The 26,225-nt window shown below is 71.7% G+C and carries 20 protein-coding genes; 7 read left to right on the top strand and 13 right to left on the bottom strand.

The features are described 5' to 3' along the window. The first annotated feature begins 22 nt into the window (after positions 1 to 22). Positions 23 to 994, top strand: coding sequence for a TAXI family TRAP transporter solute-binding subunit (locus GA0070619_RS06495; RefSeq protein ID WP_088947220.1), 972 nt, complete (start codon positions 23 to 25; stop codon positions 992 to 994). Between the two features lie 9 nt (positions 995 to 1,003). Here GA0070619_RS06495 and GA0070619_RS06490 read toward each other — a convergent pair whose 3' ends face one another. From GA0070619_RS06490 to GA0070619_RS06480, 3 genes are all read right to left on the bottom strand, one after another. Beyond that, a complete protein-coding gene (locus GA0070619_RS06490; protein ID WP_088947219.1) occupies positions 1,004 to 2,440 on the bottom strand; it encodes a sensor histidine kinase in 1,437 nt (478 codons plus the stop codon). Between the two features lie 9 nt (positions 2,441 to 2,449). After that, positions 2,450 to 3,106 carry a response regulator transcription factor gene (locus tag GA0070619_RS06485; protein WP_088947218.1) on the bottom strand — a complete coding sequence of 219 codons (657 nt, stop codon included), beginning with the start codon at positions 3,104 to 3,106 and terminating at the stop codon, positions 2,450 to 2,452. A 143-nt stretch (positions 3,107 to 3,249) separates the two neighbouring features. Then, positions 3,250 to 3,561: a hypothetical protein gene (locus GA0070619_RS06480; protein ID WP_088947217.1), complete on the bottom strand. Its 312-nt coding sequence runs from the start codon at positions 3,559 to 3,561 to the stop codon at positions 3,250 to 3,252. A gap of 114 nt (positions 3,562 to 3,675) precedes the next feature. Between GA0070619_RS06480 and GA0070619_RS06475 the strand changes: the two genes are divergently transcribed. Both GA0070619_RS06475 and GA0070619_RS06470 read left to right on the top strand, forming a co-directional pair. After that, positions 3,676 to 4,014, top strand: coding sequence for a DUF952 domain-containing protein (locus GA0070619_RS06475; protein ID WP_088947216.1), 339 nt, complete (start codon positions 3,676 to 3,678; stop codon positions 4,012 to 4,014). 162 nt (positions 4,015 to 4,176) lie between these two features. Further along, a complete protein-coding gene (locus tag GA0070619_RS06470) occupies positions 4,177 to 4,719 on the top strand; it encodes an acyltransferase (RefSeq protein ID WP_088947215.1) in 543 nt (180 codons plus the stop codon). Between the two features lie 53 nt (positions 4,720 to 4,772). Here the strand turns inward: GA0070619_RS06470 and GA0070619_RS06465 are convergent, their stop codons facing one another. From GA0070619_RS06465 to GA0070619_RS06445, 5 genes are all read right to left on the bottom strand, one after another. Then, positions 4,773 to 6,518, bottom strand: a complete 1,746-nt coding sequence (locus GA0070619_RS06465) for a CDP-glycerol glycerophosphotransferase family protein (protein ID WP_088951598.1) — start codon at positions 6,516 to 6,518, stop codon at positions 4,773 to 4,775. Between the two features lie 261 nt (positions 6,519 to 6,779). After that, positions 6,780 to 8,444, bottom strand: coding sequence for a hypothetical protein (locus GA0070619_RS06460; RefSeq protein WP_231927303.1), 1,665 nt, complete (start codon positions 8,442 to 8,444; stop codon positions 6,780 to 6,782). Between the two features lie 389 nt (positions 8,445 to 8,833). Further along, a complete protein-coding gene (locus GA0070619_RS06455) occupies positions 8,834 to 10,117 on the bottom strand; it encodes a nucleotide sugar dehydrogenase (protein WP_088947214.1) in 1,284 nt (427 codons plus the stop codon). A gap of 4 nt (positions 10,118 to 10,121) precedes the next feature. Then, complete coding sequence (locus tag GA0070619_RS06450) at positions 10,122 to 11,690, bottom strand: glycosyltransferase family 2 protein (protein ID WP_088947213.1); 1,569 nt, start codon at positions 11,688 to 11,690, stop codon at positions 10,122 to 10,124. Next, complete coding sequence (locus GA0070619_RS06445) at positions 11,687 to 13,258, bottom strand: glycosyltransferase family 4 protein (protein WP_088951597.1); 1,572 nt, start codon at positions 13,256 to 13,258, stop codon at positions 11,687 to 11,689. Before GA0070619_RS06445 ends, GA0070619_RS06450 begins: the two co-directional genes overlap by 4 nt. Before the next feature lie 375 nt (positions 13,259 to 13,633). On the opposite strand from GA0070619_RS06445, the gene GA0070619_RS06440 reads away from it, so the two are divergent. The 4 genes from GA0070619_RS06440 to GA0070619_RS06425 all read left to right on the top strand — a co-directional run bounded on the left by GA0070619_RS06440 (position 13,634) and on the right by GA0070619_RS06425 (position 19,876). After that, positions 13,634 to 14,734 carry a mannosyltransferase family protein gene (locus GA0070619_RS06440; protein WP_231927302.1) on the top strand — a complete coding sequence of 367 codons (1,101 nt, stop codon included), beginning with the start codon at positions 13,634 to 13,636 and terminating at the stop codon, positions 14,732 to 14,734. A 210-nt stretch (positions 14,735 to 14,944) separates the two neighbouring features. Continuing rightward, on the top strand, positions 14,945 to 16,126 hold the full coding sequence (locus tag GA0070619_RS06435; RefSeq protein ID WP_231927301.1) for a hypothetical protein: 1,182 nt from the start codon (positions 14,945 to 14,947) through the stop codon (positions 16,124 to 16,126). Positions 16,127 to 16,361: 235 nt separating this feature from the next. Continuing rightward, a complete protein-coding gene (locus GA0070619_RS06430; RefSeq protein ID WP_231927300.1) occupies positions 16,362 to 17,729 on the top strand; it encodes a glycosyltransferase in 1,368 nt (455 codons plus the stop codon). Then, positions 17,726 to 19,876, top strand: a complete 2,151-nt coding sequence (locus tag GA0070619_RS06425; protein WP_231927299.1) for a glycosyltransferase family protein — start codon at positions 17,726 to 17,728, stop codon at positions 19,874 to 19,876. Before GA0070619_RS06430 ends, GA0070619_RS06425 begins: the two co-directional genes overlap by 4 nt. Before the next feature lie 69 nt (positions 19,877 to 19,945). Here GA0070619_RS06425 and GA0070619_RS06420 read toward each other — a convergent pair whose 3' ends face one another. The 5 genes from GA0070619_RS06420 to GA0070619_RS06400 all read right to left on the bottom strand — a co-directional run bounded on the left by GA0070619_RS06420 (position 19,946) and on the right by GA0070619_RS06400 (position 26,187). Continuing rightward, positions 19,946 to 21,565: a glycosyltransferase family 4 protein gene (locus GA0070619_RS06420; RefSeq protein ID WP_172861991.1), complete on the bottom strand. Its 1,620-nt coding sequence runs from the start codon at positions 21,563 to 21,565 to the stop codon at positions 19,946 to 19,948. 43 nt (positions 21,566 to 21,608) lie between these two features. Further along, positions 21,609 to 23,201 (bottom strand): glycosyltransferase, encoded by a 1,593-nt coding sequence (locus GA0070619_RS06415; protein ID WP_231927298.1) that lies wholly within the window; start codon positions 23,199 to 23,201, stop codon positions 21,609 to 21,611. A gap of 83 nt (positions 23,202 to 23,284) precedes the next feature. Further along, positions 23,285 to 24,313, bottom strand: coding sequence for a Gfo/Idh/MocA family protein (locus tag GA0070619_RS06410; RefSeq protein ID WP_088947208.1), 1,029 nt, complete (start codon positions 24,311 to 24,313; stop codon positions 23,285 to 23,287). Continuing rightward, complete coding sequence (locus GA0070619_RS06405; protein WP_088947207.1) at positions 24,310 to 25,419, bottom strand: DegT/DnrJ/EryC1/StrS family aminotransferase; 1,110 nt, start codon at positions 25,417 to 25,419, stop codon at positions 24,310 to 24,312. The genes GA0070619_RS06410 and GA0070619_RS06405 overlap by 4 nt, the downstream gene beginning before the upstream one ends. A 123-nt stretch (positions 25,420 to 25,542) precedes the next feature. Continuing rightward, entirely contained in the window at positions 25,543 to 26,187 is a 645-nt protein-coding gene (locus GA0070619_RS06400; RefSeq protein ID WP_088947206.1) for a TetR/AcrR family transcriptional regulator, read from the bottom strand. Positions 26,188 to 26,225: the final 38 nt, after the last annotated feature.

The following is a 26,225-nucleotide window of genomic DNA, read 5'->3' as shown; positions in this document are numbered from 1 at the left end:
CGCGCCCGGGCGACGGCGCACAGTGCACCGCGTGAGTCGTACCTCGTCCCGCCGGCCCGGCCGCCGCCGCGCGGGGCCCGCTGCCCTGTTGACGGTGCTGCTGACCGCGACCCTGGCCGCCGCCGGCTGCCGGGACGCGCCAGCCGCGCCGACGACGATCCGGATCGCCACCGGCAGCCCCACCGCCGTCTACTACGCGTTCGGGCAGTCCCTGGCGGCCATCCTCAACCGGGAACTGCCCAACGTGCGGGCCAGCGTGGTGATCACCGCCGCCTCGGCGGAGAACGTCCAACTGGTCGGGTCCGGCGCGGCCGAGCTGGGTTTCACCCAGGCCGACGTGCTGCCCACCAGCACGGCGGAAAGCCCCGCGGTCGAGGCCATCGCCCGGGTGTACGACGACCAACTGCACCTGGTCACCACCGGCGGCGGCCCGGTCCGCACGGTCGCCGACCTGCAGGGCCGCCGAGTCTCCGTCGGCGCGTCCGGCTCGGGCACCGAGATCACCGCGACCCGGCTGCTGGAGGTCGCCCGCCTGGGCGGTGACGAGGTGCGCAGGGAACGGCTCGGGCTGGACGAATCGGTGGCGGCACTGCGGTCCGGGCTGATCGACGCGTTCTTCTTCTCCGGCGGGTTGCCGGTGCGGGGCATCGAGGAGCTGGCCTGGCGCAGCGCCACCCGGATCGTCGACCTCAGCGAATGGACCGAGCCGCTGCGCTCCCGCTACGGGCAGGTCTACGTCTCCCGGGACATCCCCCGCTCGGTGTACGGGGTGGACGCGGTGACCACGGTGGCCAACCCGAACTACCTGATCGTGCGGGCCAACCTGCCGGAGCGGTTGGTTCGGGAGGTGACCAGGCTGTTGATGGAGCGCCGGGCCGAACTGGCCGCCGCGCACCCGGCGGCGGGCCGGATGAGCCCCCGCTCGGCGATCGTCACCGCGCCGCTGCCGCTGCACCCCGGGGCCGCCGCCTGGTACCGCGCGGCCAAACCCTGACGGCAGGCGTCACCGCGCCGGGGCGGGCCGCAGGTCGGCGGGCACCTCCTCGTCCGCAGGCTCCACCGACGGGTCGGATTCCGGCGCCGGGAACCACAGGGCGGCGACCAACCCGCGCGACTCCCCCAGGCGCATGGTGAGCCGCCCGTCGGACGCGTCCACCAACACCGCGGCGATGGTCAGGCCCAGCCCCGCGCCGTCCACGTTCTGCACGTCCGGGGCCCGCCAGAACCGCTCGGTCGCCTGGCCGAGCTGACTCTCGGTCATGCCCGGGCCGGAGTCGCGCACCTCCAGGGCCACCCCGTCGTCGCGGCGGGCCACCGTCACCGTCACCGCCCCACCGGCCCCGCTGAACTTCACCGCGTTGTCGATCAGCGCGTCCAGCGCCTGGTCGACGGCGGTCGGCACGGTCCGGGCGTACGCCGGGGCGTCGGTGGTGGCCAACCGCAACGCGACCGAACGGTGCCGGGCCAGCGGCGCCCACGCGGTAACGCGGGACGCGGCCACCGCGGCGGCGTCCACGGTGACCCGCTCGTTCTCCTCCCGTTCGGCCCGGGCGAGGGTGAGCAGCGCGTCGAGCACCAACGCCAGCCGGTCGGTCTCCTCCAGTGCCAACTGGTGCTCGGACCGGCCGTCCGGGTCGGTGAGGCTGGGGCCCAACTCCTCCACGCGCAGCCTCAGCGCGGTGAGCGGGTTGCGCAGCTGGTGGCTGGCGTGTGCGACGAAGGCACGCTGCCGGTCCATCACGTCGGAGACCACGTCGGCCATGTGGTTGAAGCTGGCCGCGAGACGGCGTAGCTCCGGCGGGCCCAGGCGGTGCTGCACCCGGGCGCCCCGGTCGCCCTCGGCGATCTCGTGGGTGACCGCGTCCAGCTCGGTGACCGGGCGCAGCACCCAACCGGCCAACCCGAATGCGGTGAGCACGCAGGCCAGCACGACGAGCAGACCAGCCAGGGCGAGCAGCAGCCACCACGAGGTGACAGCTCGGCGGATCGGGCCGGACGGGGTCACGATCACCACCGCGCCGAGCACCTCACCGCCGTCGTTGATCGGCACCGCCACCGCCACCGGGTCGGTCGTCCAGGGCCAGACCGACTCGGGCGCGCTGGTCTGCTGCCCGGACAGCGCGATGTCCAGGACCGTCGCGGTCACCGGGCCGGGCCGGTACCTCGGCGACGAGACCGGGGTGCTGCGGTCCCGGTCGACGATCGCGGCGCCGATCGCGTACAGGTTGTCGTAACTGGTCAGCTCCGACTCGATCGGGCCCGGCCCGCCGTCGCGTAACGCCGGCCCGGCCAGCGAGGCGAACCGGGTGGCGTCGGCGAGCCGGTCGGCGCGGACCCGCTCCGTCTCGCGGCTGGCCATCGTCGCGGCCAGCGGTGTCTCCAACGCGATGAGGACCAGCACCATCAGCAGCAGATAGCTGATCACCAGACGGCGGCGCACGTCAGCCCCTCACGCGACGCGCAGTCGGTAGCCGACACCGCGCACGGTCTCCACCAGACGGGCGTCACCGAGCTTGCCGCGCAACGACCCCACGTGCACCTCGACCGTGTGCCGGTCAGCCCAGGTGGTGCCCCAGGCGTCGAGCAGGATGCGATCGCGCGGCACCGCCACCCCGGGCTGGCGGGCCAGCGAGAGCAGCACGTCGAACTCCTTGCGGGTCAACGTGACGTCGCGGCCGTCCACGGTCACCGTCCGGGCGGGCACGTCGATACGCACCGACCCGGCCTCGATGAGGTGCCGCTGCGGCGCGGCGTTCGCGGCCCGGCGCAGCACCGCCTCGATCCGTGCCTGCAACTCCACCATCGAGAACGGCTTGACGACGTAGTCGTCCGCGCCGAGGCGCAGACCCAGCACCCGATCGCGTTCCTCGCCCCGCGCGGTCACCGCGATGATGCCGAGCTGGCTGCTGCGCCGGCGCAGCTCCCGGCACAGGTCGGTGCCGTCCCCGTCGGGCAGGGTCAGGTCGAGCAGCACCAGGTCGCACGGGGCGGCGGAGAGGGCGGCGGCGACGGTGCCCGCGTGCTCGACCTCGTATCCGCGGCGCGTCAGGGCGGAGGAGAGCGCAGCGGCGACCCGGCGGTCGTCCTCCACCAGCAGGATCCGCACCCGTGCCCCCGTCCGTCGCAGCGCCGTTCTGCGAATGGTGGCAGAAGCGTGCGCGGAACGGGAGGCCGGATACCGCGATGTGCCAGCCAGGGTGTGTGTCAGAGTCCTCGGTCGAGCCGAGGCGGAGGGCTTTGACGCAGACCCTAGAGGCCGAAGACGTCGTCGGCGGTGGCGTCCCGGACGCCGTCGGTGAAGCCGCGAAAGCCCGGGTCCTCGTGACTGGCCGGCACGCTGGTGACGTTGACGCCGCTGGCCTGGGTCACCGCGTCGACCAGGGGCGGATAGTCGATCTCGGCATCCTGGAAGGCGTCGTCGTCCGCCTCGGCCAGGTTGATCACGTGCTGGACGTCGTCGGACGGAGTGTCCGGATCCTCGGCCCACTCGCCGCCCGCCCGGTAGCACTCGTCGTACAGCGCGCGCTGGCTGTCGGTCCAGTCGTCGTCGTAGCTCTGCATCGCCCATCCCCTCCGCGGCCCTTGACCTGAGCATGCCCGGCGGGGGGCGACGGGCGCGGCGGTACCGGCGAAAACCGGGCCAGCACGCCGACCGGACCCCCGTAGGCTGCCGAGGTGATCTACAAACTGCTGTCGAACACGGAATGGGACGACGCCCTCGCCGCCGGCGCCTTCTCCGGCTCCGCCGTGGACCGGCAGGACGGGTTCATCCACCTCTCCGGCGCGGACCAGGTGGTGGAGACAGCGCGGCGGCACTTCGCCGGTGCGACCGGGTTGACCCTGCTCAGCGTGGCCGAAGAGCGGTTGGGCGACACGCTGCGCTGGGAGCCGTCGCGCGGCGGGCAGCTCTTCCCACACGTGTACGGTCCGCTGCCGGTCGCGGCGGTGGTGGCGGCGCAGGCGTTGCCGGCGGACACCCCGGCCGCCGAGGCGGTGGCGGCGCTGCTCGGCTGAGCGGTCGATATGCTACGCCGAGTCCCGCGCCCCCACGACACGCTCCGTGCCCGGGGCAGCGTGGCAGCCCCGATCCGCGCGCCCGGTGCCCGGTCTCCGGCCCGAGGCGGCGCGGGTCACCGACGGCGCCCGGCGCGCCCTGCGACCCATGCGAGTTGAAGGATGACTGACAGCACCTCACCGACCCCCTCGGTCTTCGTCCACCCCACCGCCGACGTCGAGGACGGCGCCCAGGTCGGCGACGGCACCAAGGTCTGGCACCTGGCCCACATCCGATCGTCGGCCCAGGTGGGCGCGGGCTGCGTGATCGGGCGCAACGTGTATGTCGACGCCACCGTGACGGTCGGCGACCGCGTGAAGATCCAGAACAACGTCTCCGTCTACCAGGGTGTGACGCTGGAGGACGAGGTCTTCGTCGGCCCGTGTGCGGTCTTCACCAACGACTTCCGGCCGAGGGCGCAGAATCCGGACTGGACGATCACGCCGACCCTGGTCCGGCGGGGCGCCTCGATCGGCGCGAACGCCACACTGGTCTGCGGCATCGAGGTCGGCGAGTACGCGATGATCGCCGCTGGCTCGGTCGTCACTCGAGACGTGGCGCCGTACCAGCTGGTGGCTGGCAACCCGGCCCGGCCGAAGGGCTGGGTCGACGAGAAGGGCGAGGTCGTCTCCCGGGACGTGGCGAACCCGCCGCGTCGGGATTGACCGTTACCGGTTGCCGGTGAGCGGATCGCCGCTCACCGGCAACCGGGCGCAGTTCAGGCGCAGAGACGCTCGATCTCCGCGCGGAAACGATCCATCGGGTTCGGCTCGTCCGGGCCGAGCAGGTACTCCTTCAGTTCACGCCGAGCTGCGGTCATCGGGTCGTCGCCAGCTTGGGCGAGGTCGACGATCTTCCCCAGCTCCCCACAGTCGGCGGAGAGCAGGTACGCCGCCCGGGACGTGGGGTACGAGCTACGGAATTCGTCCTCCGGCAGGCTCGCCGGGTTGGCCACCACGTACGGCCGTTGGCTCTGCACGAAGTCGGAGACCACACTGGACACGTCGCTGATCAGCAGGTCGGTGACGTTGAAGCAGTCGAACAGGGCCGGCACCCGGCCGGTGACGACCAGGTGGGCGTCGCCGTCCAGCGAGTTCACGTCCACCTCGCCGCCAGCGGCCCGGATCAGGTTGATGATCCGGTCGTTGGCCGCCCGGGCCTTGTTCCAGCGGGTGCCGGTCAGCGGGTGCGGCTTGTAGATCAGGCGCACGTTCGCGGCGAGCACGCCCGACACGATCCGCTCCCCCATCGCCACCAGCGACGTGTGGTGCGGGTCGTCGTCCAGCCACCCCTCCCAGGTGGGGGCGTACAGCACGGTGAACCGACGGTCGGTCGGGCCGGAGCCGAAGGTCGGCACCCCGGACAACTGCGGCCGGCCCACCTCGACGATGTCCTGGTCGAGCACGCCCACCCCGGCCTGCGCGTACCGCTCCCGCCCGGCGCGACCGGCCACCCACACCTCGTCGTACACCTTGCTGAAGGGATTGACGCTGGCCTGCTTGTCGCTGTCGCCGTGCCCGACGAAGACGTGCCGGACGCCCGGCTCGCGGATCATGTGGATGTTGGCGCCCACGTTCGCCGCGTAGAGCGCCACCCGGACGGGGCTGAAGTCGAGGTTCATGAAGTCGACCCCGGCGGGCACGCAGATCACCGGCAGCCGGGTGTCGGCCAGCGCCTCGAAGGCGTCCTCGGCGCGCAGCAGCACGACCGCGCGGCGGCCCGCCGCCTCCACCGGGGCGAGCCACATGTTGGCCTGGTAGACGTCCTTGCCGGGGCCGGCGAAGTAGAGCGCCACCTCCGGACGCTCCCGGGCCAGCCAGTCGTGCACGGCGGGCAGCACCCCGGGGGTACGGCCGCGCCCACGCAGCAGGGTGAAAGCCAGCACGGCCGCGGCGACGAGCCCGATGGCCAGGGTGACCAGACCGGTCACCAGCACGGGCGTGATCCGGTCGACCAGCGCGGCTGCCACGGCCGCCGGCGGCAGCAGGAAGTTGAGCACCGGCATCCGCAGGCCCACGACGCGTTCGACCCAGGCCGGCGGGATCGGCACCCGGCGTACCGCGCTGAAATCGATGTTGCGGGTGAACGCCGGCGTCGCGGCCCGGCCCTCGACGACCCGGTTCAACGCGGTGGTGCCGACGGCCACGGCCCAGAGCGCGGCCGGCAGCAGCATGATCCCGATCGTGGCGGCCACCCCGGGGCGGACGGTGCTGACGATCAGCAGGACCACCGAGAGGTCGCGGACGAGCCACCGCCAGAACGGCTCGATACCGGCCTTCTCCAGCAGCACGGCTGTGGCGGCGAATCGGTTGGCGAGGGCGAACTCACCCGCTGTCGCGATTAACGCGGCGACCACGAACGGAATCACCCAGCCCAGGACGCCGGCCAGAACCATGATCCCGTAGCCCAGCAGGGTCACGCCGGCGACGGCGACACCCTGTTGGCTCCGTATTCTGCTGAACAACGACACACTCCCTGTCTGCTCGCCGGTGTTGGCGCGTTCGATACCGGCCGCCGCGACCTTTAACGGGGCAAGTAACACAAGTATCGCCGGGGTGTCTCGGTGGTGAACGGGCGGGAGAGGCGACTCACAGCGGTGCGCGCGTCAGGTGGCGCAACGCAGCGAACCCCGGCCGGGTAACGGCCGGGGTTCGCCACCACTCCTCGTTGCTGCACATCGGGTCGGAGACATACAGCTGGCGACCCGCTGCCCTGCGGCGGCAGCTCAGCGGCTGAACGGACGCACGTCCCACAACCAGACATCGTCCACCCGCTGAGCTGGGCCGTACATCGCGTCAAGCACCGCCTTGAGCTCAGCTTGCCGGCGGTGCCCCGGCAGCGCCACCGCGTCCGCGCGCCAGTACCGGGCGTCGGCGCGCGCCTGAGCGATCTCTTCCGGTGTGACCACACCATCGCGCCGGCCGGCCGCCACCTCGGTGAGCAGCTTCGCGGTCGGCTGCGGCTCGACCCCCCAACGCCCGGTCCCGTCCGTCTTCGAGACCGGGGCGAGGAAGTATCCCTGCGGGACCGCGAACCCCGTCAACGCCGCCGAGCTCCAGTAGAGCGAGGTCATGTTGTCCACGGGAACCGGCACCAGGGTACGGCCGGAAGCGACATGATCCTGCCACGCGCCTCCGGTGACGAAATGCGGCACCGGCGAACGGCCCTGAGCCGCCAGCGGGGTCGGCAGAATCGGCAGTAGCGCAGCCAGCGTCGCCACACCGGCGAGCTGGACGAGCAGCCTCTCCGTCGGCTGCCCGGACTTACGTCGTGCGACGATTCGGTCCCCGGCGAGAGCGAGCAGCACGCCGATCGCGCTGGTGGTGATGAGCGCGAATCGCGCCACCACCACCGAGTCGAAGACCGGCAGATGCTCCACCAGCGCGAATGGTGCCGGAATGGTGGTCCGTTCTGTTCCCCAGGTCCAGGTGGTGCCCACAGAGAGCAGCGCGCAGAGCACGGCGACCAGGGCGAGCACTCGGACGGTGACCTCCCGGCGCAGCCACCAGGCCGCGGCGAGCGCGACCACCAACAACGACCAGCCGTAGAAACTGGCCTGCTCGGTGGTGTTCGCTACCCAGCCCTGGGCGCTGGTCGCGCTGCCAGCGATCGACTCCGTCGCGTAGCGGACGTAGGAGCCGAGCTTCAGCGCGTAGACGTCCGGCTCGCCAGGATGACCCACCCTGTGCTGCGGTCCGGCGAACTGCATCCAGAGCGGGTAGGCGGTCACGGCCGCGACGACGGATCCGGCTACCGCCAGGCCGCCGGCCAGTCGACCGGCGCGGCGCAGCGCCACCCGTGGCTCGACGGCGAGGTGCGCGAGGACGACCATCAGGCAGCAGAGGGCGAACAGGAAGAGGATCTCCAGGCTAACGAAGAACTGGGCTGCGACAAGCGCACCGAGGAGCAGACCGTCCCGTAGTACGCGACCGTGTCGGGCGAGCACGAGCACCCGCCACCCGATGAACGGCACCAGCCATTGCGCGGTGATGTGCGGATGTCCATTGCTGTGGGAGATCAGGGCCGGCGCGAAGGCGCAGAACACGCCTCCGATGGCGGCGGCGGCCCGGGAGCTCACGACATGCCGGGAGAGCACGTAGTACCAGGCGTAACCGGTGCCGGCCAGGTTGAGCGTGATGAGGAGCAGATAGGAGAAGGAGGCGCCGAAGAGCAGCGTGACCGGCGCGAGCACCAGACCCGGGAGTTGCATCCCGACGTTGGTCATCAGATTGACGCCGTCGGGCGCGTTCTGCAGCGTCGTGAAGAACGGGTTCTCCAGGTGACTGACCGCGTGGGCGGCGTACGCCAGCATCCACTCGTTGAATCCCTGGTCGTTCGGGCGGGTACCCAGGAGCCGGCCGTCGAAGTCCCGCCAGCCCCGACCGGTCACCCACAGTGCACCCAGAAGGAAGACCGCCGCGATCAACGCGTCGACACGGCCGAACCGTCGGCCAGCCGGCGGGGTTCCCTCGTCCGTGCGCCCAACGGGCCGGGTCGCCCCGTCCGTCTCGGCCCTTGCCGGCTCCACCGTCGAGGGACCGGCGCCCACGACCGTGCTACCCGCGTCAGCAGACGCTGCGACAGTGGTCGTAACGGGGCCGGAAGGACGAGTGTCAGACGCGGTCATGAGGCAGGAGTATACGGTCGCCGCCGCCGGCCACCCCGTAAGGCATCGGCCCGGTTCCCTGCCCTGAAACCGCGCGGCGTCGAGCGCCGCCGATGCCACGCACAACGGGCCCCGGCCGCGGAACGGTCGGGGCCCGGAGCGGACGGGTGGGATCAGCCGCCGATGACCACCCGGCGGACGCCGGCCCAGCGGGCCGGATCGGTGACCCGCCGACCGTCCACCAGAACGGTCACGCCCGGCAGGTCGGCCGGGGCGAGGCTGCGGTACTCCGCGTGGTCGGCCTGGATGACCGCGGCACCGAGCGGCTCACCGTCGTACGCCGGCAGGCCGTGCGCCACCAACTCCTCGTTGGTGTACATCGGGTCCGAGACGTACGGCTTGGCGCCCCGCTGGCGCAGCGCCTCGACGGTCGGGAAGACGCCGGAGAAGGCGGTCTCCTTGACCCCACCCCGATAGGCCGCCCCCAGCACCAGCACGCCCACGTCGGTCAGGTCCCCGTACGCGGCGGCGAGCAGGTCGACCGCGTACTCCGGCATGGCCGCGTTGGCCTCGCGGGCCGAGCGGACGACGGTGGCGGCCGGGTCGTTCCAGAGGTACATCCGCGGGTAGATCGGGATGCAGTGCCCACCGACGGCGATGCCCGGCGAGTGGATGTGGCTGTACGGCTGGGTGTTGCACGCCTCGATGACCTTGGTGACGTCGACGCCCACGGTGTCGGCGAAGCGGGCGAACTGGTTCGCCAGGCCGATGTTGACGTCCCGGTAGGTCGTCTCGGCCAGCTTGGCCAGCTCGGACGCCTCGGCCGAACCAAGGTCCCACACGCCGTTGGGCCGGTCCAGGTCGGGCCGCTCGTCGAAGTCGAGGACCGCCTCGTAGAAGCGCACGCCGTGCGCGGCGGACGCCTCGTCGATGCCACCGACCAGCTTCGGGTAGCGGCGCAGGTCGGCGAAGACCCGCCCGGTGAGCACCCGCTCCGGGCTGAAGACCAGGTGGAAGTCCGTTCCGGCGGTGAGGCCGGAGCCTTCCTGGAGCATCGACGCCCAACGGCTGCGGGTGGTGCCGACCGGCAGGGTGGTCTCGTAACTCACCAGGGTGCCCGGCTTGAGGCCGCGGGCGATGGCCCGGGTGGCGTCGTCCATCCAACCGAAGTCCGGTACGCCCTCGGCGTCCACGAAGAGCGGCACCACCACGACGACGGCCTCGGAGTCGGCGACCGCGGCGGCGGTGTCGGTGGTGGCCGACAGCAGCCCGGCGGCCACCACCTCCTTCAGCTTCACGTCCAGGTCGGCCTCGCCGGGGAACGGCACGGCACCATCGTTGACGAGCTGGACGACCCGCTCGGAAACGTCGGCACCGATCACCCGGTGCCCCTTCGAGGCGAACTGCACGGCGAGCGGAAGGCCGATCTTTCCGAGCGCGACGACGCAGATGTTCATGAAACTACTTTCCTCCAGAGGGCCAAATTCGGCGCAGACGGGCAAGGAACCGACCGGTGGTCACCGGCGTGATCGCGACGATCACCTGGCCCTTGTGGTTCGTGGTCGGCGTGACGAGGTGCAACCGGACGCCGTGGCGGGTGAGCAGGCGGGGCGCGCCGACCCGGCGGTCGGCCCGCAGCGGCGCGGAACCGACCCCGACCGGGGTGCTCACCTCGGCCCGTACCGTCTCCCGTCCGCCGTTGAGCGGCACGGCCGCGAGCAGCCGGTCCACCGCGAAGACCGTCCGTACGACGGTACCGGGCGCACCGGTGGTGACGGATGTCACGCCGACCACCTCCCCGGCACTGACCCGGAGTGCCTCGGCGGGCAGGTCGGCCAGCTCCGCCCAGCGACTCTGCGCGGTGACCACCAGGGATCGGGCGCCTGCGGCGTCCCGCCCCCAGGCCAGTCGGGTCGCGGTGAGCATGGCCAGCACCTTCGCGGAGCCGTCGGTCACGTCGTACCACTCGTCCGGGTAGCCGAGCGACGGGTCACGGAAGCCGACATAGTGGGCGTACCAGCGGCCATCCTCGATGCTGATCTCGGGTGGCGTCCGCTCGGCCTGCTGCCGGATCAGCTCACGCAACCGACCCAGCGTGGCGTCGCGGGCGACGACCAGCCGCAGCCGCAGGTCGGGGGCCAACCGGGCCAGGATGTCGTCGGTGAGGTACCCCTCGACCAACTTGCGGATCCGGTCGTGGACGCGCTCCTGGACGTCGGCGCCGAGGTCGAGCAGCTCCGTCTGGAGGAGCTTCGCCACCTCCCAGCTGAAGTGACGCAGCAGGACCGCGTCCCGCCGCGGCCCGGGCTCGAGCAGGCCGGCGACGAAGCCGACCAACTCCTCGGCGCAGCGCAGCCGCTCCTCGAAGCGGCTGGCGTAGGTGATGTTCTGCGCGTTGTGCCGCTTGACCGCGTAGTAGTACTCGTAGTCGGCGAGGACGGAGACCTTGTTCGCGCGGACGCAGGCCTCCAGTGTGAACGGCTGGTCGCTGCCCATCGGCATGTCGGTACGGAAGCGCAGCCCGTGCCGTTCGATCAGGTCCCGCCGGAACAGCTTGGTGTTCGACAGCGACCAGGGCAGTGCACTGTCGACGAGATCGACCTGCTCCCGGGTTTCCGCGTAGACGGCCTGGTGCACATAGCGCTTGTTGGTGCCGACCATTCGCCCGAGCACCACGTCAGAGCCCCACCGGTCGGCGGCGTCCACCAGGCGTTCCAGGGCCTCCGGGCCGAGATGATCGTCGGAGCCGACGAAGAAGACGTACCGGCCGCGGGCGTGGTCCAGGGCGCGGTTGCTTGGCGCCGCCGGGCCGCCGGAGTTTGCCTGGCGCAGCACCCGGACCGTATCCGGGTACCGCTTCGCGTAGCGGTCCAGCTCCGCGCCGCTGCGGTCGGTGGAGCCGTCGTCGACCGCGACGACTTCGAGCCGGTCCAGCCCGATGGTCTGCCCGACCAGCGAATCCAGGCAGGCGGTCAGGTACGGCATGGTGTTGTAGACGGCAACCACCACCGTCACGTCGGGTTGGCTCACGCCCCGACCTCCACCACTGTCTGCTCGGCGCCGGTGGAGGTGTCGCGGGCGGACATCGGGCGCGGCGGCGCGGCGGGCAACAGCCGGGAGTAGACGTCGTCCAGCACCTCTGCCTGCGCCTCCCAGGTCCAGCCGGCCAGCAACCCGGGCCGGTCGTACGCGGCACGGTAGCGCGCCGGGTCGGCGAGCACCGCGGTGACCGCCCGGACGAAGTCGGCAACGTCCTCGGCCTCGAACACCTCGCCCTGGCCGGTCTCTCGGACAGTCTCCGCCATCGTCCGCACATCGGAGACGACCAGCGGCAGCCGGGCGTGTGAATACTCGAAGAACTTCGTGATCAGGGCGATCTCGTGATTCGGCCAGTGCTGGATCGGGATCACCCCGACCTGCGCGCCGGACAGGAACGGCACCACCTGGTGATGCGGAACGTACGGCAGCAGGTGGACCCGCCCGGCCACCCCGAGCTCCTCGGCGCGGCGGAGGAGGCCCTTGACGTACGCCGACTGGGGCTTGTTGACCACGAAGGCGACGTGCGCCTCGGGCAGCCGCGGCAGCGCCTCGACCATCACCCCGAGCCCGCGCTTGGCCGCGGCCACCCCGCTGTAGACCAGCAGCGGCGTGGCCGGGCCGATCCCGCAGAGCGCCCGGATGTCCGGTACCGGCTCGGCGGAGCCCGCCGGCTGCGTCTCCAGCGTCGGCGCGTTGAGCACCACCGCCGGGCGCCCCGCCAGCCCGTGCTCGCGTTGCAGCAGGTCGGCCAGCCCGCCCGAGACGGTCATGGTGGCGTCCGCGTACGGCACGAACTCCCGCTCGTGGGCGACGTTCCCCGGCAGCCAGCGGGCATTGTCGCGCCACGGTTGCACGCCGGGCAGGTATTCGTGGGCGTCCCACAGCAGTGCGATCCGGCGCCCCTGGGCGGCAGCACGGATCTTGGCGCGGGCCCCGACGCCGATCATCCGGAAGTCGTTGGCGTGGATGAGGTCCGGTGCCAGCTCGTCGACCACCGGGCCGTAGGCCAGCTCGTAGTCCCACAGGCCCGGCTCCAGCCGACGCCACGCGCCGCCGCCGCGCAGCCGCTGCCAGAAGAGCGTGTACGCCCGGTCCCAAGGGCTGGTCAGCTTGCGGCCACGACGGGCTCGGCTCAGCTCCCGGTTGCGCAGCGACACCCAGAGACGGACCAGGGTCGAGAACTTCTCCTCGAACCGCAGCGTCGGCCAGGCCAGCGACGGGACACGACCGCCGTCGCGGGCGGCCAGCGTCAGTGCGGCGCGGCGGACCTGCAGGTCGGCACGCCAGGCCTTCACGGCCTGGGCACGATGGGCGCCAATCCCGCTCGGCGGGTAGGCAAGCGGCGCGCGCAGCAGTGCGCGTCGGAATTCGTGTCGGCGCTTGGCCAGCGGCTCGGGCATCGGGATCAGCCGAACCTCGGCGTCACCGAGGCGCCAGCTCTGCGGCTGCCCCCCGGCCGGCGCACGCCCGAGCAGGACGACGTCCCAGCCGGCGTCGGCGGCGGACCGGGCCGCCTTCTGTACCCGCGAGTCGCCGATGACCCCGTTGTCCACCAGCATGACGACCCGTCCCCGGGTGGACACCGCTGCGGTCGTGCCGTCAGATCCCATTCCTGCCCGTTTCCGTGTCAGCCAGCACCGCGCCCGCGGGACCCGAGCGAGTCTACGACACGTCAGGCGTGGTACCCGCCCGTGCGGCGCTCGGGTGTCCCCCGCTTGAGCCGAGCCGGTTGCTAACCTGCGTCCTGGTCGACGCCCGGTTACCGCCGTGCCGCGCGGGGGCCACTTCGGGGGGCGCCGGATCCGTCCGCGCCCGACCGATCACCCCGCCTCAGCGTAGACAGGACGAATATGGACGTGGTGACGACCGACGAACGCCGCCCGTCGACGACGGAACAAGGCCCTGCCGAGACGCCGGCGCCCCGGGAGGGGGCCATGCTCCGGATCCGCGCCGCCTTCCAGCTGGCCCTGCCGGCCCTGGTCGCGTACGCGGCGACCCGCGTGGTCGGCGGAGTCACGCTCTACATCTGGGCCCGCGCCACCAACCGCAGCCCGGAGAGCCTGCTCACCCGGTTCGACGGCACCTACTACCTGTCCATTGCCCAACACGGCTACGACGGGTACGAAAAGCTGCAGAGCAACATGGCCTTCTTTCCGCTCTACCCCGGCGTCTTGGCTCTGCTGGAACCGCTCAGCCCGTTCGACCACCGCAAGACCGCGCTCGTCGTGGCCTGGGCTGCGGCGCTCGCCGCCGCCTGGGGGCTGTTCGCCGTCGGCAATCTGCTGCACGGTCGGCGGGTCGGGATCCTGGTCGCGGTGCTCTGGGGAGTGCTTCCGCACAGCATCGTCGAGTCGATGTCGTACAGCGAGGGCCTGTTCACGGCCCTCGCGGCCTGGACGCTCTACGCGCTGCTGCGCGATCGCTGGCTCATCGCGGGCGTGCTCTGCCTGCTCGCCGGCCTCACCCGTCCGACCGGGTCGTCACTGATCGGCGTCGTCGGGCTGGCCGCGCTCATCGCCGTCATCAAGCGGCGCCACGGCTGGCGCCCCTGGGCCGCCATGATCCTGGCACCCCTCGGCTGGCTGGGCTACCTGGCCTGGGTCGGCTCGGAGACCGGCCGACCCGACGGCTGGTTCCACATCCAGGACGCCGGGTGGGGCACCACCTTCGACTTTGGTGTCGACACCCTGCAGCGGGGTCAGACGGTGCTGAGCAAGGCGTCGGCGCTGGAGGTCTATATGGTGACGCTCATAGCGGGCCTGGCGATCCTGCTCTTCGTGCTGAGCGTGCTCGACAAGCAGCCTTGGCAACTGCTGCTCTACAGCGGCCTGCTGCTGATCACCACACTCGGCGCGGCCGGCTACTACCACTCCAAGGCCCGGTTCCTGATCCCGGCGTTTCCGCTGCTGATCCCGCCGGCAGTGGCGTTGGCCCGGGCCGGCTGGGCCCGGGCGGCCACCGTGATCACCGCCCTGATGATCATGTCCGCCTACTTCGGCGGCTACCTGCTCCTGGTGTGGCGCTCCTCGCCCTAGCCTGACGCGTCTCCGGTCATACGGGTCCGTCCGCGGGCACCGGCACGCGGTGCCCGATGCCACGCTCGGTACGGGCCCCGGCATCGGACGGCGGCCCCCGAGAGACGAGGTACCGGACAAAATCCGCTAGGGTTGGCCGCTGTATTCCCACCACCGCCTGCTTCTTCCCGGTGGGCCTACCGGCCCGAGCATGCGCAGACAGGACCAGACATGGACGTGGTGACGACCGGCGAGCGCCGGACGCCGGCGACGGACTCGACAGCTGACGAGATCCCGACGGCCCCCGACAGCCGGGCCCGCCGGGTGCTCGCCAGCGCCCGGTACGCGCTGCCCGCGCTCGGCGCCTACGCCGCGGTCCGCGTTCTCGGAGGGCTGACCCTCTACCTCTGGGCCTCCCCCAGCCGCAGCACCGAAGGCCTGCTCACCAGAGCCGACGGCAACTGGTACCTCGCGATCGCGCAGCACGGCTACGACGGCTATCAGCGGCTGCAGAGCAACATGGCCTTCTTCCCGCTCTATCCCGGCCTGACCGCCGCTCTGGAGCCGCTCACCCCGCTCGACTTCCCCAAGACCGCGCTCGCGCTGGCCTGGATCGCGGCGCTCGCCGCCGCCTGGGGGCTGTTTGCCATCGGCAACCTGCTCCACGGTCGGCGGGTCGGGATCATGCTCGCGGTGCTCTGGGGACTGCTACCGCACAGCATCGTCCAGACGATGTCGTACAGCGAGGGTTTGTTCACCGCGCTGGCCGCCTGGACCCTGTACGCCCTGCTGCGCGAGCGCTGGCTCACCGCGGGCGCGCTCTGCCTCTTCGCGGGGTTGACCCGGCCGACGGCATCGTCGCTGATCGCGGTGGTCGGGCTCGCCGCGCTCATCGCCGCCGTCCGCCGGCGGGACGGCTGGCGGCCCTGGGTCGCCATGGTGCTCGCGCCCGCTGGCTGGGTTGGCTACCTGGCCTGGGTCGGCGTGCAGACCGACAGGCCCGACGGCTGGTTCCACATCCAGGACGCCGGTTGGGGGACCAGCTTCGACTTCGGGGTCGACACCCTGCGGCGGGGCCGGTTGGTGCTCACCGAGGCGTCGGCCCTGGAGTTCTACACCGTCACGCTTGTCGCGGTGCTGGCGGTCACGCTCTTCGTGCTGAGCCTGATCGACCGGCAGCCGTGGCAATTGCTGCTCTACAGCGGCCTGCTGCTGGTCACCACGCTCGGTGCCGCGGGCTACTACCACTCCAAGGCACGTTTTCTGTTGCCGGCATTCCCGCTGCTGATCCCGGTGGCGGTGGCGTTCGCGAAGGCCGCACGGGCACGAGCGATCACCATACTGACCCTGCTGGCCCTCATGTCCGCTTACTTCGGCGGCTATCTGCTGATCGTCTGGCGCAGTTCGCCGTAGGCGGCGCGAGGGCGTCGGCGGCCCCGGCCCATGGGACGGCGTTATTGTGGTGTCCGCGCTCTGTCCGATGGTCGTCCGACCTCGTCGCCGCCCGGCCGGGCCACCTGACCCTTTCCACCCTGGCCACGACGCGGCCCTCTCCCACTCCCCAGGATCGGAATCGATGAACAACGGGCGAACTCTCTGGGACTCGTTGAAACTCCCCCGGCCGCGACGGTCCGGAACCCGACCGCACATGGTCTACCTCGCGATCGGCTTCCCGCCGGCGGCCAAGAGCTGCGCCTACCGCATGCGGGAGACGGCGAACCAGTTCGCCGCCGCGGGTTGGGACGTGACCGCGGTCACCATCGCGGACGAGGCCTGGGAGCGCGAGTACGGCCTCGACCACACCCTCTCCCAGGGTGTGGACCCCAGCGTCCGGGTGGTGAAGCTGCCGCTGTTCCGGGACGACCTGGAGACTGACATCCGCTCGTTCACCGAGCAGCGTGCCCTGGCTCACAAGGACTACCTTGCCGAGCTGCGCAAGCAGAACCTCAAGGTCTTCCCCGAGCCGGTCTTCGGCGGATGGCGTCCCGCGCTGGAGAAGGCCCTGCTCCAGATCCACCGGGAGCGGCACGTCGACCTGCTGGTGACCACCTGCGCCCCGTACGTCAACCTGGCGGCGACCTGGAAGCTGTGGGAGACCCACCGGGTGCCGTACGTGGTGGACTTCCGCGACGGCTGGTCCGTCGACGTGATCAACAACGGTGAGGCGTTCACCCGGGAGTCGGTCTCCGGGCAGTGGGAGATCAAGCTGCTCACCGACGCCGTGGCCATCTGGAACGTGAACGAGCCGATCTCTCGCTGGTACCGGGAGCGCTACCCCGAGCTGGCGCACAAGATGCGAGTCGTGCGCAACGGCTACGACGCGGCCAGCATCCCGGCTCAGGTGCGTCCCGCCCCGCCGGACCGGCCGCTGACCTTCGGCTACCTCGGCGCGCTGAACCTGCCCGTGCCACTGCTGAACGCCGTCCTCGAGGGCTGGCGGACGGCGCGCGCGGAGGATCCAGCGCTGGCCGACGCCCGCTTCGAGGTGCGGGGCCACATCGGCGCCGCGTGGGCGCGCGGTGACAACGCGCACGCCGAACTGCTCAGGGCCGCCGCCGTTGACGGCGTGCTGGTCGGCGGTTCGGTGCCCAAGGCCGAGGTGGTCGACCTCTACTCGCGCTGGGACGCGGTGGTGCTGATGGTGACCGGCGGCCGCTACATGACCTCCGGCAAGGTGTACGAGTACATGGCGACCGGCCTGCCGGTGGTCTCCGCCCACGAGGCCGACCACGACGCTTCCACTGTGCTCTCCACGTACCCGCTCTGGACCGGCGCGGTCGGGCTGGACCCGGCCGAGCTGGCGAGCGCCCTACGGCGGGCCGCCGCGATGGCCCGTACCGCCGACGTTGCGGAGCGGGAGAAGGCCCGCGCCGAGGCGCGGCAGTACGCCCGCGAGGAGCAGCTCATCCCTGCCGTCCGTGAGGTCACCGAGTTGGTGCTGGGCGCCGGCGGACCGACCGCCCCGCAGCCCTCTCCCGCCCGCGCACGTGCCCTGGCCCAAGAAGGTAGGTCATGATCGAGGTCCTGATGGTTATGGGCACCGTCCCCGGACGGGTGGCGGTCCTGACCGACGCGCTCGAGCAGTTCCGCGCCAAGGGCGTCACCGTGCGGGTGGCCACGACCTTTGACCCGGGGGAGAACATCCCGGCGGCCACCGAGCTGGCCGAGGTACACCTGCTGCCCACCTCGGCGGAGCTGGGCCCGCGGTTCGGCCGGATGGTCAAACGGGCGAACCCGGCCCGGCGCCCGTGGCTGCGCGCGCAGCGCGACCCGTGGGTCCGCCGGCACGCCAAGCGCGCCGACGTCCTGGTCGCTCTGGACGCGCAAGCCCTGCACACCGTCTGGCAGCTCGCCCAGCGTTACCGACGGGCCGACGCCGTCTACGGCATCGCCCCGGCATTGCGGGCCGTGGAAAAGCGGTCCGCCGACCCGGCGCGCTACCGCCGTCCCCGGCTCAACACCGCCGGCCCCGCCCCGGCGGTGCTGGCCAGCGCCACCCGCAGCCAGACCGTCGACCTGGCGAAGCGGGTGTTCGAGATGAGCACCGGGAAGAGGGCCATGAAGCTCGGCCCGGTGCGCTGGTTCTGGCAGGGGGCCGTCACGGCACCCGGTCTGCCGGAACGGCACCGGGGCAAGATCGCCCGGCGAGTCACCGGCAACATGCTCAAGTCCGGGCACGCCGCCAGCGCGAAGCGGCTGGCATTGGCGGCCCAGGGTCGCCTGAAGAGCCCGACGACCAGGGGGCAGCTCCTCGGCCCGATCGTCGACGCGGAGCTGAGCCAGGGCAAGGTGCCCGAGCACCTGATGACCGTGGTGCGAGGCCAGCTCAAGCTCGCGGACGCCTTCCTCAAAAAGCGGAACCCGGGCAAGGCAGCGCCGCACGTGCTGCGCGCCTTCAACCTGATGTTCCACCGGATCGTGCAATTCGACGGCACCACCTCGCCGCTGGCGGAGAATCCGGAGGAGTTCCTCGCGCCGCTGCACAACAGCGAGGCCGGCCGCGCGATGGCGACGCCGCGCGGCCGGCAGAGCCCGGCGGCGTTCCCGCCGGCCGGCCGGCCGCACCGGATGCTCTTCTTCACCGGGTTGAACGACAACTTCCTCGGGCCGATCCTCGAACGCTACGAGGCGATGCCCGGGGTTGAGGTCCGCCGGCTGAACCTGATGGAGGAGTCGATCCTCCCGGTGCTCAGCAATGGGCGCACGAACGTGGTGCACCACATGCTCGCCGGCAGCTCCAAGCGGGCCGGGGAGGTCCAGGAGGCGTGGGGTCCCCACCTCGACTGGGCGGACACGGTCTTTGTGGACTGGTGCAACCTGGGAGCCGCGATGCTGACAATGATCGACCCGGGCACGACCCGGGTCGTCGTCCGCCTGCACAGCTTCGAGGCGTTCAGTTGGTGGCCGCACCTGACCGACTGGTCCCGGGTGGACGACCTGGTCTTCGTCTCCGAGCACCTCCGCGACCTGGCGTTGGCCGCGGTGCCGCGGCTGGGCGCCCCGCAGGGTCCCCGGACGCACATGATCAACAACGCGATGGAGTTGCACCGGTACGTAGCGCCCAAGGCCTCCGCCGACAGCCGGTTCACCCTCGGGCTGGTCGGCCTGAGTTCGCTGGCCAAGGACCCGCGCTGGGCCTTGGACGTGCTACGGGAGCTGCGTCGACGGGACGAGCGGTACCGCCTCAAGCTGATCGGCGACGCCCTCAACCCGGAGCTCAGCCCGGCGATCAAGGCGTACGTCCAGGAACTCGACGCCGAACTGGCTGAGCTGGAGTCGTCCGGCGCCGTCGTGCGATTCGGCCGCACCGACGACGTCCCCGGCGCGCTCACCGACGTCGGGGTCATCCTCAGCACCTCGCTGCGGGAGAGCTTCCACTGCGCGCTCGTCGAGGGCGCGGCCAGCGGCGCCGTGCCGGTGGTACGCGACTGGCCGTTCTTCGCCGGCCGCCCACACAGCGCCCGGACCCTCTTCCCCAGCGACTGGGTGGTCGGTACGCCGGAAGAGGCCGCCGAGCGGATCCTGGCCCTCACCGCGTCCGAGGAGGTCTGGCGCGAGGCGGGCCGGGCGGCGGCGGCGCACGTGCTGAGCACCTGGGACTGGTCGGTCACGCAGAAGGACTTCGACCGGCTGCTGCTGGAGCCGCCGGCCACGGCCGACTGACCGGCGGACCAGCAGGAAACGATTCGGCCGGCTGCCCTGGAGGGGAGCCGGCCGAATCGTCTGTCCGAGTCAGCGCGAGGTGCCCGCGAACTCCCGCTCGACCTCGGGCCGCCGGCCGGACGGAGGACGCGCCCCGCCGGTTTGGGGCGTGCCCAGCAGCGAGTTGTACAGCTCGTCGAGGATCCGGGCCTGGGCCTCCCACGTCCATGCCTCCAGCAGGCCGGGCTCGTCGTAGGCAGCTCGGTAACGCTTCGGGTCGGCGAGCACGGCCCGCACCGCCCGGGCGTAGTCGGTCAGGTCCTCCGCGGTGAACACCTCACCCTGACCGGTGGCCCGCGCGGTCTGCGCCATGGTCTTCACGTCACTGACCACGATGGGCAGGCGGGCATGCGCGTATTCCAGAAACTTCGTGATCAGCGCCAGCTCGTGGTTGGGCTTGTGGTGGATCGGGATGACCCCGGCGTCCGCGCCGGACAGGAACGGCACCACCTGCCAGTGCAACACGTACGGCAGCAGGTGCACGCGGTCCGCGACGCCTAGCTCGACGGCCCGTTCCCGCAACGCCTCGGAGAACTGGTTGTCGCCATTCGGGTTGATCGTCACGAACGCGACGTGCACGTCGGGCAGTTCCGGCAGTGCCTCCACCATGATCTGGCAGCCGCGGCTCGGATTCACGGCGCCCGAGTAGACGAGCAGCGGCGTCCCGTCGTCGACGCCGCACAGCGCCCGCAGGTCCGGCACGTCGCCGTCGGCCTCGGCCGGCGGGGCCATCGGCGCGTTGAGCACCACAGCCGGCCGCTCGGGCAGGGCATGGGTCTCCTGGAGCAGGTCGGCCAGGGTGTCGGAGACCGTCACCACCGCGTCCGGGTAGGCGGCGTACTCGGCCGTGTAGGCGATCTGGGCCGGCAGCCAGCGCGGGTTGTCGGCACGGCCGGTGATGCCACCGACGAACTCGTGTGCGTCCCAGACCAGCTTGGTGTCGCGGCCGGCGGCCCGCGCCCGCAGCTTCGCCCGCGCCCCGATGCCGAGCATCCGGAAGTCGTTGGCGTGGATGATGTCCGGCTTCAGCTCGTCGAGCGCGGTCCGGAAGGCCAGCTCGAAGTCCCACAGGCCCGGGTCCAGCCGACGCCAGGCGCGGTTGCCCAGCAGGCCCTGCCAGAACCGGACGGGCAGCCGGGTGAGCGGCGCCTCGGGGTCGGCCTGGAGCTTGCGCAGGCGACGGGTCTCCCCGCTGCGGAACCGCACCCATCGGGCCAGCGCCGTGGCGGCGGCGCGGGACGGCAGCTGGGCCGCCCGCCTCACCGGGCTGAGAAGCCCACCGTCGAGGGCCTGGACGCGGACCCGGCGCTCGTAGAGGTCGGCCTTCCAGGCCTTGATCTCCTGGACCCGGTAGGCGGCCGCGGTGGTCGACGCGTACGCCAGCGGCCGGCGCAGCGACCGGCGGTACTCCCGGGGCAGCCGGTGCAGCGGCTTGGGCACGCGCAGCAGCCGCACCTCCGCATCGCCGATCCGCCAGCTGTCCGCCTCGGAGCGTGCGTTGCGGATGCCGAGGAGGACGACCTCCCAGCCGGCGTCCGCCGCGGACCGCGCGGCCTTCTGCACCCGAGAGTCGCCGTGGACCCCGTTGTCGACCAGCATCACCACCCGTCGCCGGGTCGGTCGGGCATCGCTCTTCGGGCCAGCTTGCATCGGGTGCTTCTCCTCGTTGGGGTGGGGCACAGGTGGGGGCGGGTCACCGGAGGAAGGCATCGAAAACCTCGGCGGTCCGTCGCCCGTCGTGGTGGGCACGGACGTAACGCGCGCCCTCCGCGGCGAGGGCGACCGCGGCGGGCCGGTCGTCGAGCAACGATTCGATCGTCTTGACCAGGGTGCTGGGAGTGGCGTTGGCGATCGGCGGCGAGACGCCGGCCGCCCGGTGCGGCCCCTCGCTGACGTACGCCACCACGACCTTGCCGGCGGCCATCCCCTCGCAGGAAAAGGTGCCGTAACTGCCCATCACCAACTGGTCGACCATGATGTCGCAGTCCTGCACCAGGCGACGCATCTCGTTGTGCGGCAGACCCTCCACCAAGCGCAACTCGATGATCCGTCGCTCGTCCAGCTCCTGCAACCGCGGCAGGAGCCGGTCGGTGCCCTTGGTCCACCGCTTCGACGGCGCGTGCAGCACCACCGGCCGGGCGCGCTCCAGCACCGGGCGGTCGCAGGCCCAGCCGTCCACGTCGACGATCAGCGGCGCCCAGGTGGCGAACGGCACGTCGTCCAGCAGGTCGGGGGTGGTCACGAAGAACGGCAGGCCGCTCTCCTCTGCGGTGCGCCGGTTCCGCTCGGCCACCATGGTGAGCCGCTCGCGCAGTTCGGAGTCCGCGTCCCGGAACGCGGACTCGGCGTGCCGCTCCAGGTGCGCGCCCGGATGGCGGATCTCGCTGCCGTGCGCCAGCAACGCGACCTTGAGCCGGGCCCGACGCAGCGCGGGCAGGTCTGCGGAGATGTCGTCGCCGTTGCCCCGGCCGAGCACCGGGCGGAACGCGTCCACGATCAGGTGCGTGTACCAGCCGAGCACCCGGAGGGCCTGCTCCCCCTGCACGTCGAGCCTGTGTTCGCCCGGGTAGTTCAGGTAGCGGTCGGCCGGGTAACGATAGGTGGCCGGCGGCTTGGCCATCACCAGTTCGATGCCGACGTCCGCCCGCGCGGCGGTGAGCGCCACCGCCAGGGCGGAGAGTTGCCCGGCGTAGTTGGCCGTGCCCAGCCCCAACCGGACGGGACCGGCGCCGAGCGCCCGCCAGGGACCCGGGGTGCCAGCCTCGATCGGCGCGACCGGCAGCTCGTCCGGTGCGGGCGGCGCGTCCCCGCGCTGCCAGGCCCGCTCCACCGCCTTCGCAAAGGAGGGCAGCGAACCGGGCGCGAAGAAGTCTCCGGCCCGGTGCCGGGCCAGGTGCTCGCGGGCCGCCCGGCTGTCCGCCGCGACGACGCGCAGCCCGGCGGCGAGGTAGGTGTCGAGCAGCGCGAGACCGGCGTCCGGCTCGAACCCGAACACGGCCACGTCCGCCGAGGCGAGGAACGCTGCGGTCATCGTGTTCGGGCGCGGCACCTCGTGGATCCGCCGCCGGGCCTTGCCGGCCCGGCGGATCAGGTCCTCGGTGGCCGCCCGCTCCGCCTCGCCGCGGACCAGCGCCAGGTGGAACTCGGGCAACCGGGCCATGGCGCGTACCACGCCGGCCAGCGCCCGGTCGCCTGCGACCCCGCCCGCGTGCACCAGCAGCGGCGTACCAGCGGGAAGCTCACAGAGCTCGCGTATCGAAGGGGTCTCCCAGGGCCGCGTGCCCACGGCGGCACGGCGGAGCGCGATACGCAAACGCCGCGGAACGCGCCGCCGCACCGCCGAGACCACCCGCCGAGCCGGCGCCGGGCTCATCGCAGTGCAGGCTCCGCGTCGCTGCCGCCGGGCACGACCGACAGGACCTTGCCGTCGGAGGCCGACTCCAGCAGCGCCGCCGCGACCTCCACGGTACGCAGACCCTGCCGCAGGGTGACGATGTCGCTCTCCTTGCCCTCGACCGCGTCACGGAACCGCTCGTGCTCGACGAGCAGTGGCTCCCGCTTCGGAATGGCGTAGCGGACCATGTCGCCCTCGGCCACGCCCCGGAACGCGCGCAGCGCCTCCCACTCGGTGTCGATGGCAGCGTTGGCGTAGAAGGTGAGGTCGGCGGTGAGCGTGTCGGCGACGAAGCAGCCCTTGTCACCGGTGATCACGGTGGACCGCTCCTTGAGCGGGCTCAGCCAGTTGACCAGGTGATTGACCATCGTGCCGTCGGCGAGTTGGCCGACAACGGCGACCATGTCCTCGTGCAGCCGGCCACTACGGGAGACCGTTCGAGCCGAGACCGATGCGTATTCCTGACCGGTCACCCACGCGGTGAGATCAATGTCGTGGGTGGCCAGGTCCATCACCACGCCGACGTCGGCGATCCGGTGCGGGAACGGGCCCTGGCGCCGGGTGACGACCTGGAAGACCTCGCCCAGCTCACCGGCCTCCAGCCGGATACGCAGGCTCTGCAGCGCCGGGTTGTAGCGCTCGATGTGACCGACGCCAGCGACCAGACCTGCGGACTCGAACGCCTCGACCAGCCGGGTGGCCGTCTCGACGGACTGGGCCAGCGGCTTCTCGATCAGCGCGCACACCCCGTTGGCTGCCAACTCCAGGCCGACCCGTTCGTGCAGCGCGGTCGGACAGGCGACCACCGCGTAGTCGATGCCCATCGCCAGCAGGTCACCGAGCTCCGGGACCACCGGGGCCCGCAGGGTGCCGGTGGTGTCGCCGGCCGGGTCGACGACGGCGACCAGTTCGACGCCATCCAGGTTGGAGAGCACCCGGGCGTGATTGCGACCCATCGCACCGAGGCCGATCAGGCCAGCGCGCAGCTTGCCCCGCTCGTTCATCGGGCACCCCCGGCGAGGTTCGCACCCTCGGCGATCCGGTCGAGCTCGACCTGGGTCAGCGACGGGTGCACCGGCAGCGAGATCACCTCGGCGGCGGCCCGCTCGGTCTCCGGCAGCTCCCACGGGCCGGGCTTGCCGTCCTCGGTGAGGTAGGGCTTGAGCCGGTGGATCGGCGTCGGGTAGTAGACGGCGTTGCCGATACCCAGCTCGGTCAGGCGCTGCTGGGTGGCGTCCCGGTCGCCCCGTGCCCGCACCGTGTACTGGTGGTAGACGTGCCGGGCGCCGTCAGCCACCGGCGGGGTGACCAGGCTGGTGATGGTGGAGTCGAGGAACTTCGCGTTCGCGCGACGCTGCTCGGTCCACTCGCCGAGCTGGGTCAGCTGCACCCGACCGATGGCCGCCGCCACGTCGGTCATCCGCATGTTGGCGCCCACGATCTCGTTGGCGTAGCGCTGCTCCATGCCCTGGTTGCGCAGCAGCCGCAGGGTGCGGGCGAGCCCGGCATCCCCGGTGCTGATCATGCCGCCCTCCAGGGAGTGCATGTTCTTGGTGGGGTAGAAGCTGAAGCAGCCGGCGGTGCCGAAGGCGCCGACCGGGGTGCCGTGCAGGCCGGCCCCGTGTGCCTGGGCGGCATCCTCGACGACGGCGAGGTCGTGCCGCTCGGCGATCGCCATGATCCTGTCCATCGCGGCGGGGTGGCCGTAGAGGTGCACCGGCATGATCGCGACGGTGCGCGGGGTGATCGCCGCGGCGACCGCCTCCGGGTCGACGCAGAAGTTGCCCGCCTCGATGTCGACGAAGACCGGCTCAGCACCCACCAGCCGGACGGCGTTGGCGCTGGCCGCGAAGGAGAACGAGGGCACGATGACCTCGTCGCCGGGGCCGAACCCGAGCGCCATCAGGGTCAGCTGGAGCGCCGAGGTGCCGGAGTTGACGGCGACGCAGTGCCGACCGTCGACGAGCTCGCCGAACTCCTCCTCGAACGCCGCCACCTCGGGCCCCTGCACCACCTTTCCGCTGCGCAGCACCCGCACAGCCGCCTCGATCTCAGCTTCACCGATGATCGGACGTGCCGGTGGGATGAAGTCTGGGTTCTGCCCAGCCATGGGGGATCCTCCTGGGTCTAGACGGTGCAGGCGGGGGTTCGGATGGCGATACTAGCCCGTTGAAATCTGCGGCGACTCGTACGGGCGCAGGTTCACGCGCGGCCTGGTCGGGTGGGGGCTCGGTCACTGGGCCGGCATTCTGGGGGCCTCACTCTCCACCAAACCAGCACATGTTATCCGCAACGCGGCCACGATCGCGTTAGCCATGTTCGTCAGCTCGGTGGTGTCCAGCGGCGAGCGGGAGATCGCGAGCCGCCAGTAGATCGGGCCGATGATCAGATCGATCGCCGCCGACGGGTCGGTGCCGGCCGGCAGCTCTCCCCGGTCGACCGCCTGGCCGATGACCATCTCCCCGATCCGGACCTGGTAGTCGCGCAGCGCCCGCTGGAGGGTCTCCGCGATCTGCGGGTTGCGCGCCGCCTCGGCCAGCAGGTCCGGAATGATCTGCGAGGCCAGGGGGTGGCCAAGGGCCCCCGAGGCGACCATGAGCAGCAGCTGGACGTCGCCCTGCAGGCTGCCGGTGTCGAGCAGCGGCAGCCTCTTGCCGGCGACCGCGCTCACCATGTCGAGCACCAGCTCCAGCTTCGAACGCCACCGCCGATAGATCGCCGTCTTGCTGACACCGGCCCGTCGGGCGACCGCCTCGACGGAGAACCGGCCGTAGCCGGTCTGCGCCAGTTCCTGCATGACGGCTCGGCGGATGGCCGTGGTGATGTCGTCGCGAAGAACGGCCGCACCGGCGGGAGCACGCCTCTTCTCGGTCGTCACGTGGGAGAATGTAGCGCAACGACGCTACGGTTGCGTCC

It is taken from the genome of Micromonospora zamorensis (assembly GCF_900090275.1).
GTDB classification, from domain to species: domain Bacteria; phylum Actinomycetota; class Actinomycetes; order Mycobacteriales; family Micromonosporaceae; genus Micromonospora; species Micromonospora zamorensis.
This window is presented reverse-complemented; position numbering and strand designations above follow the sequence as displayed.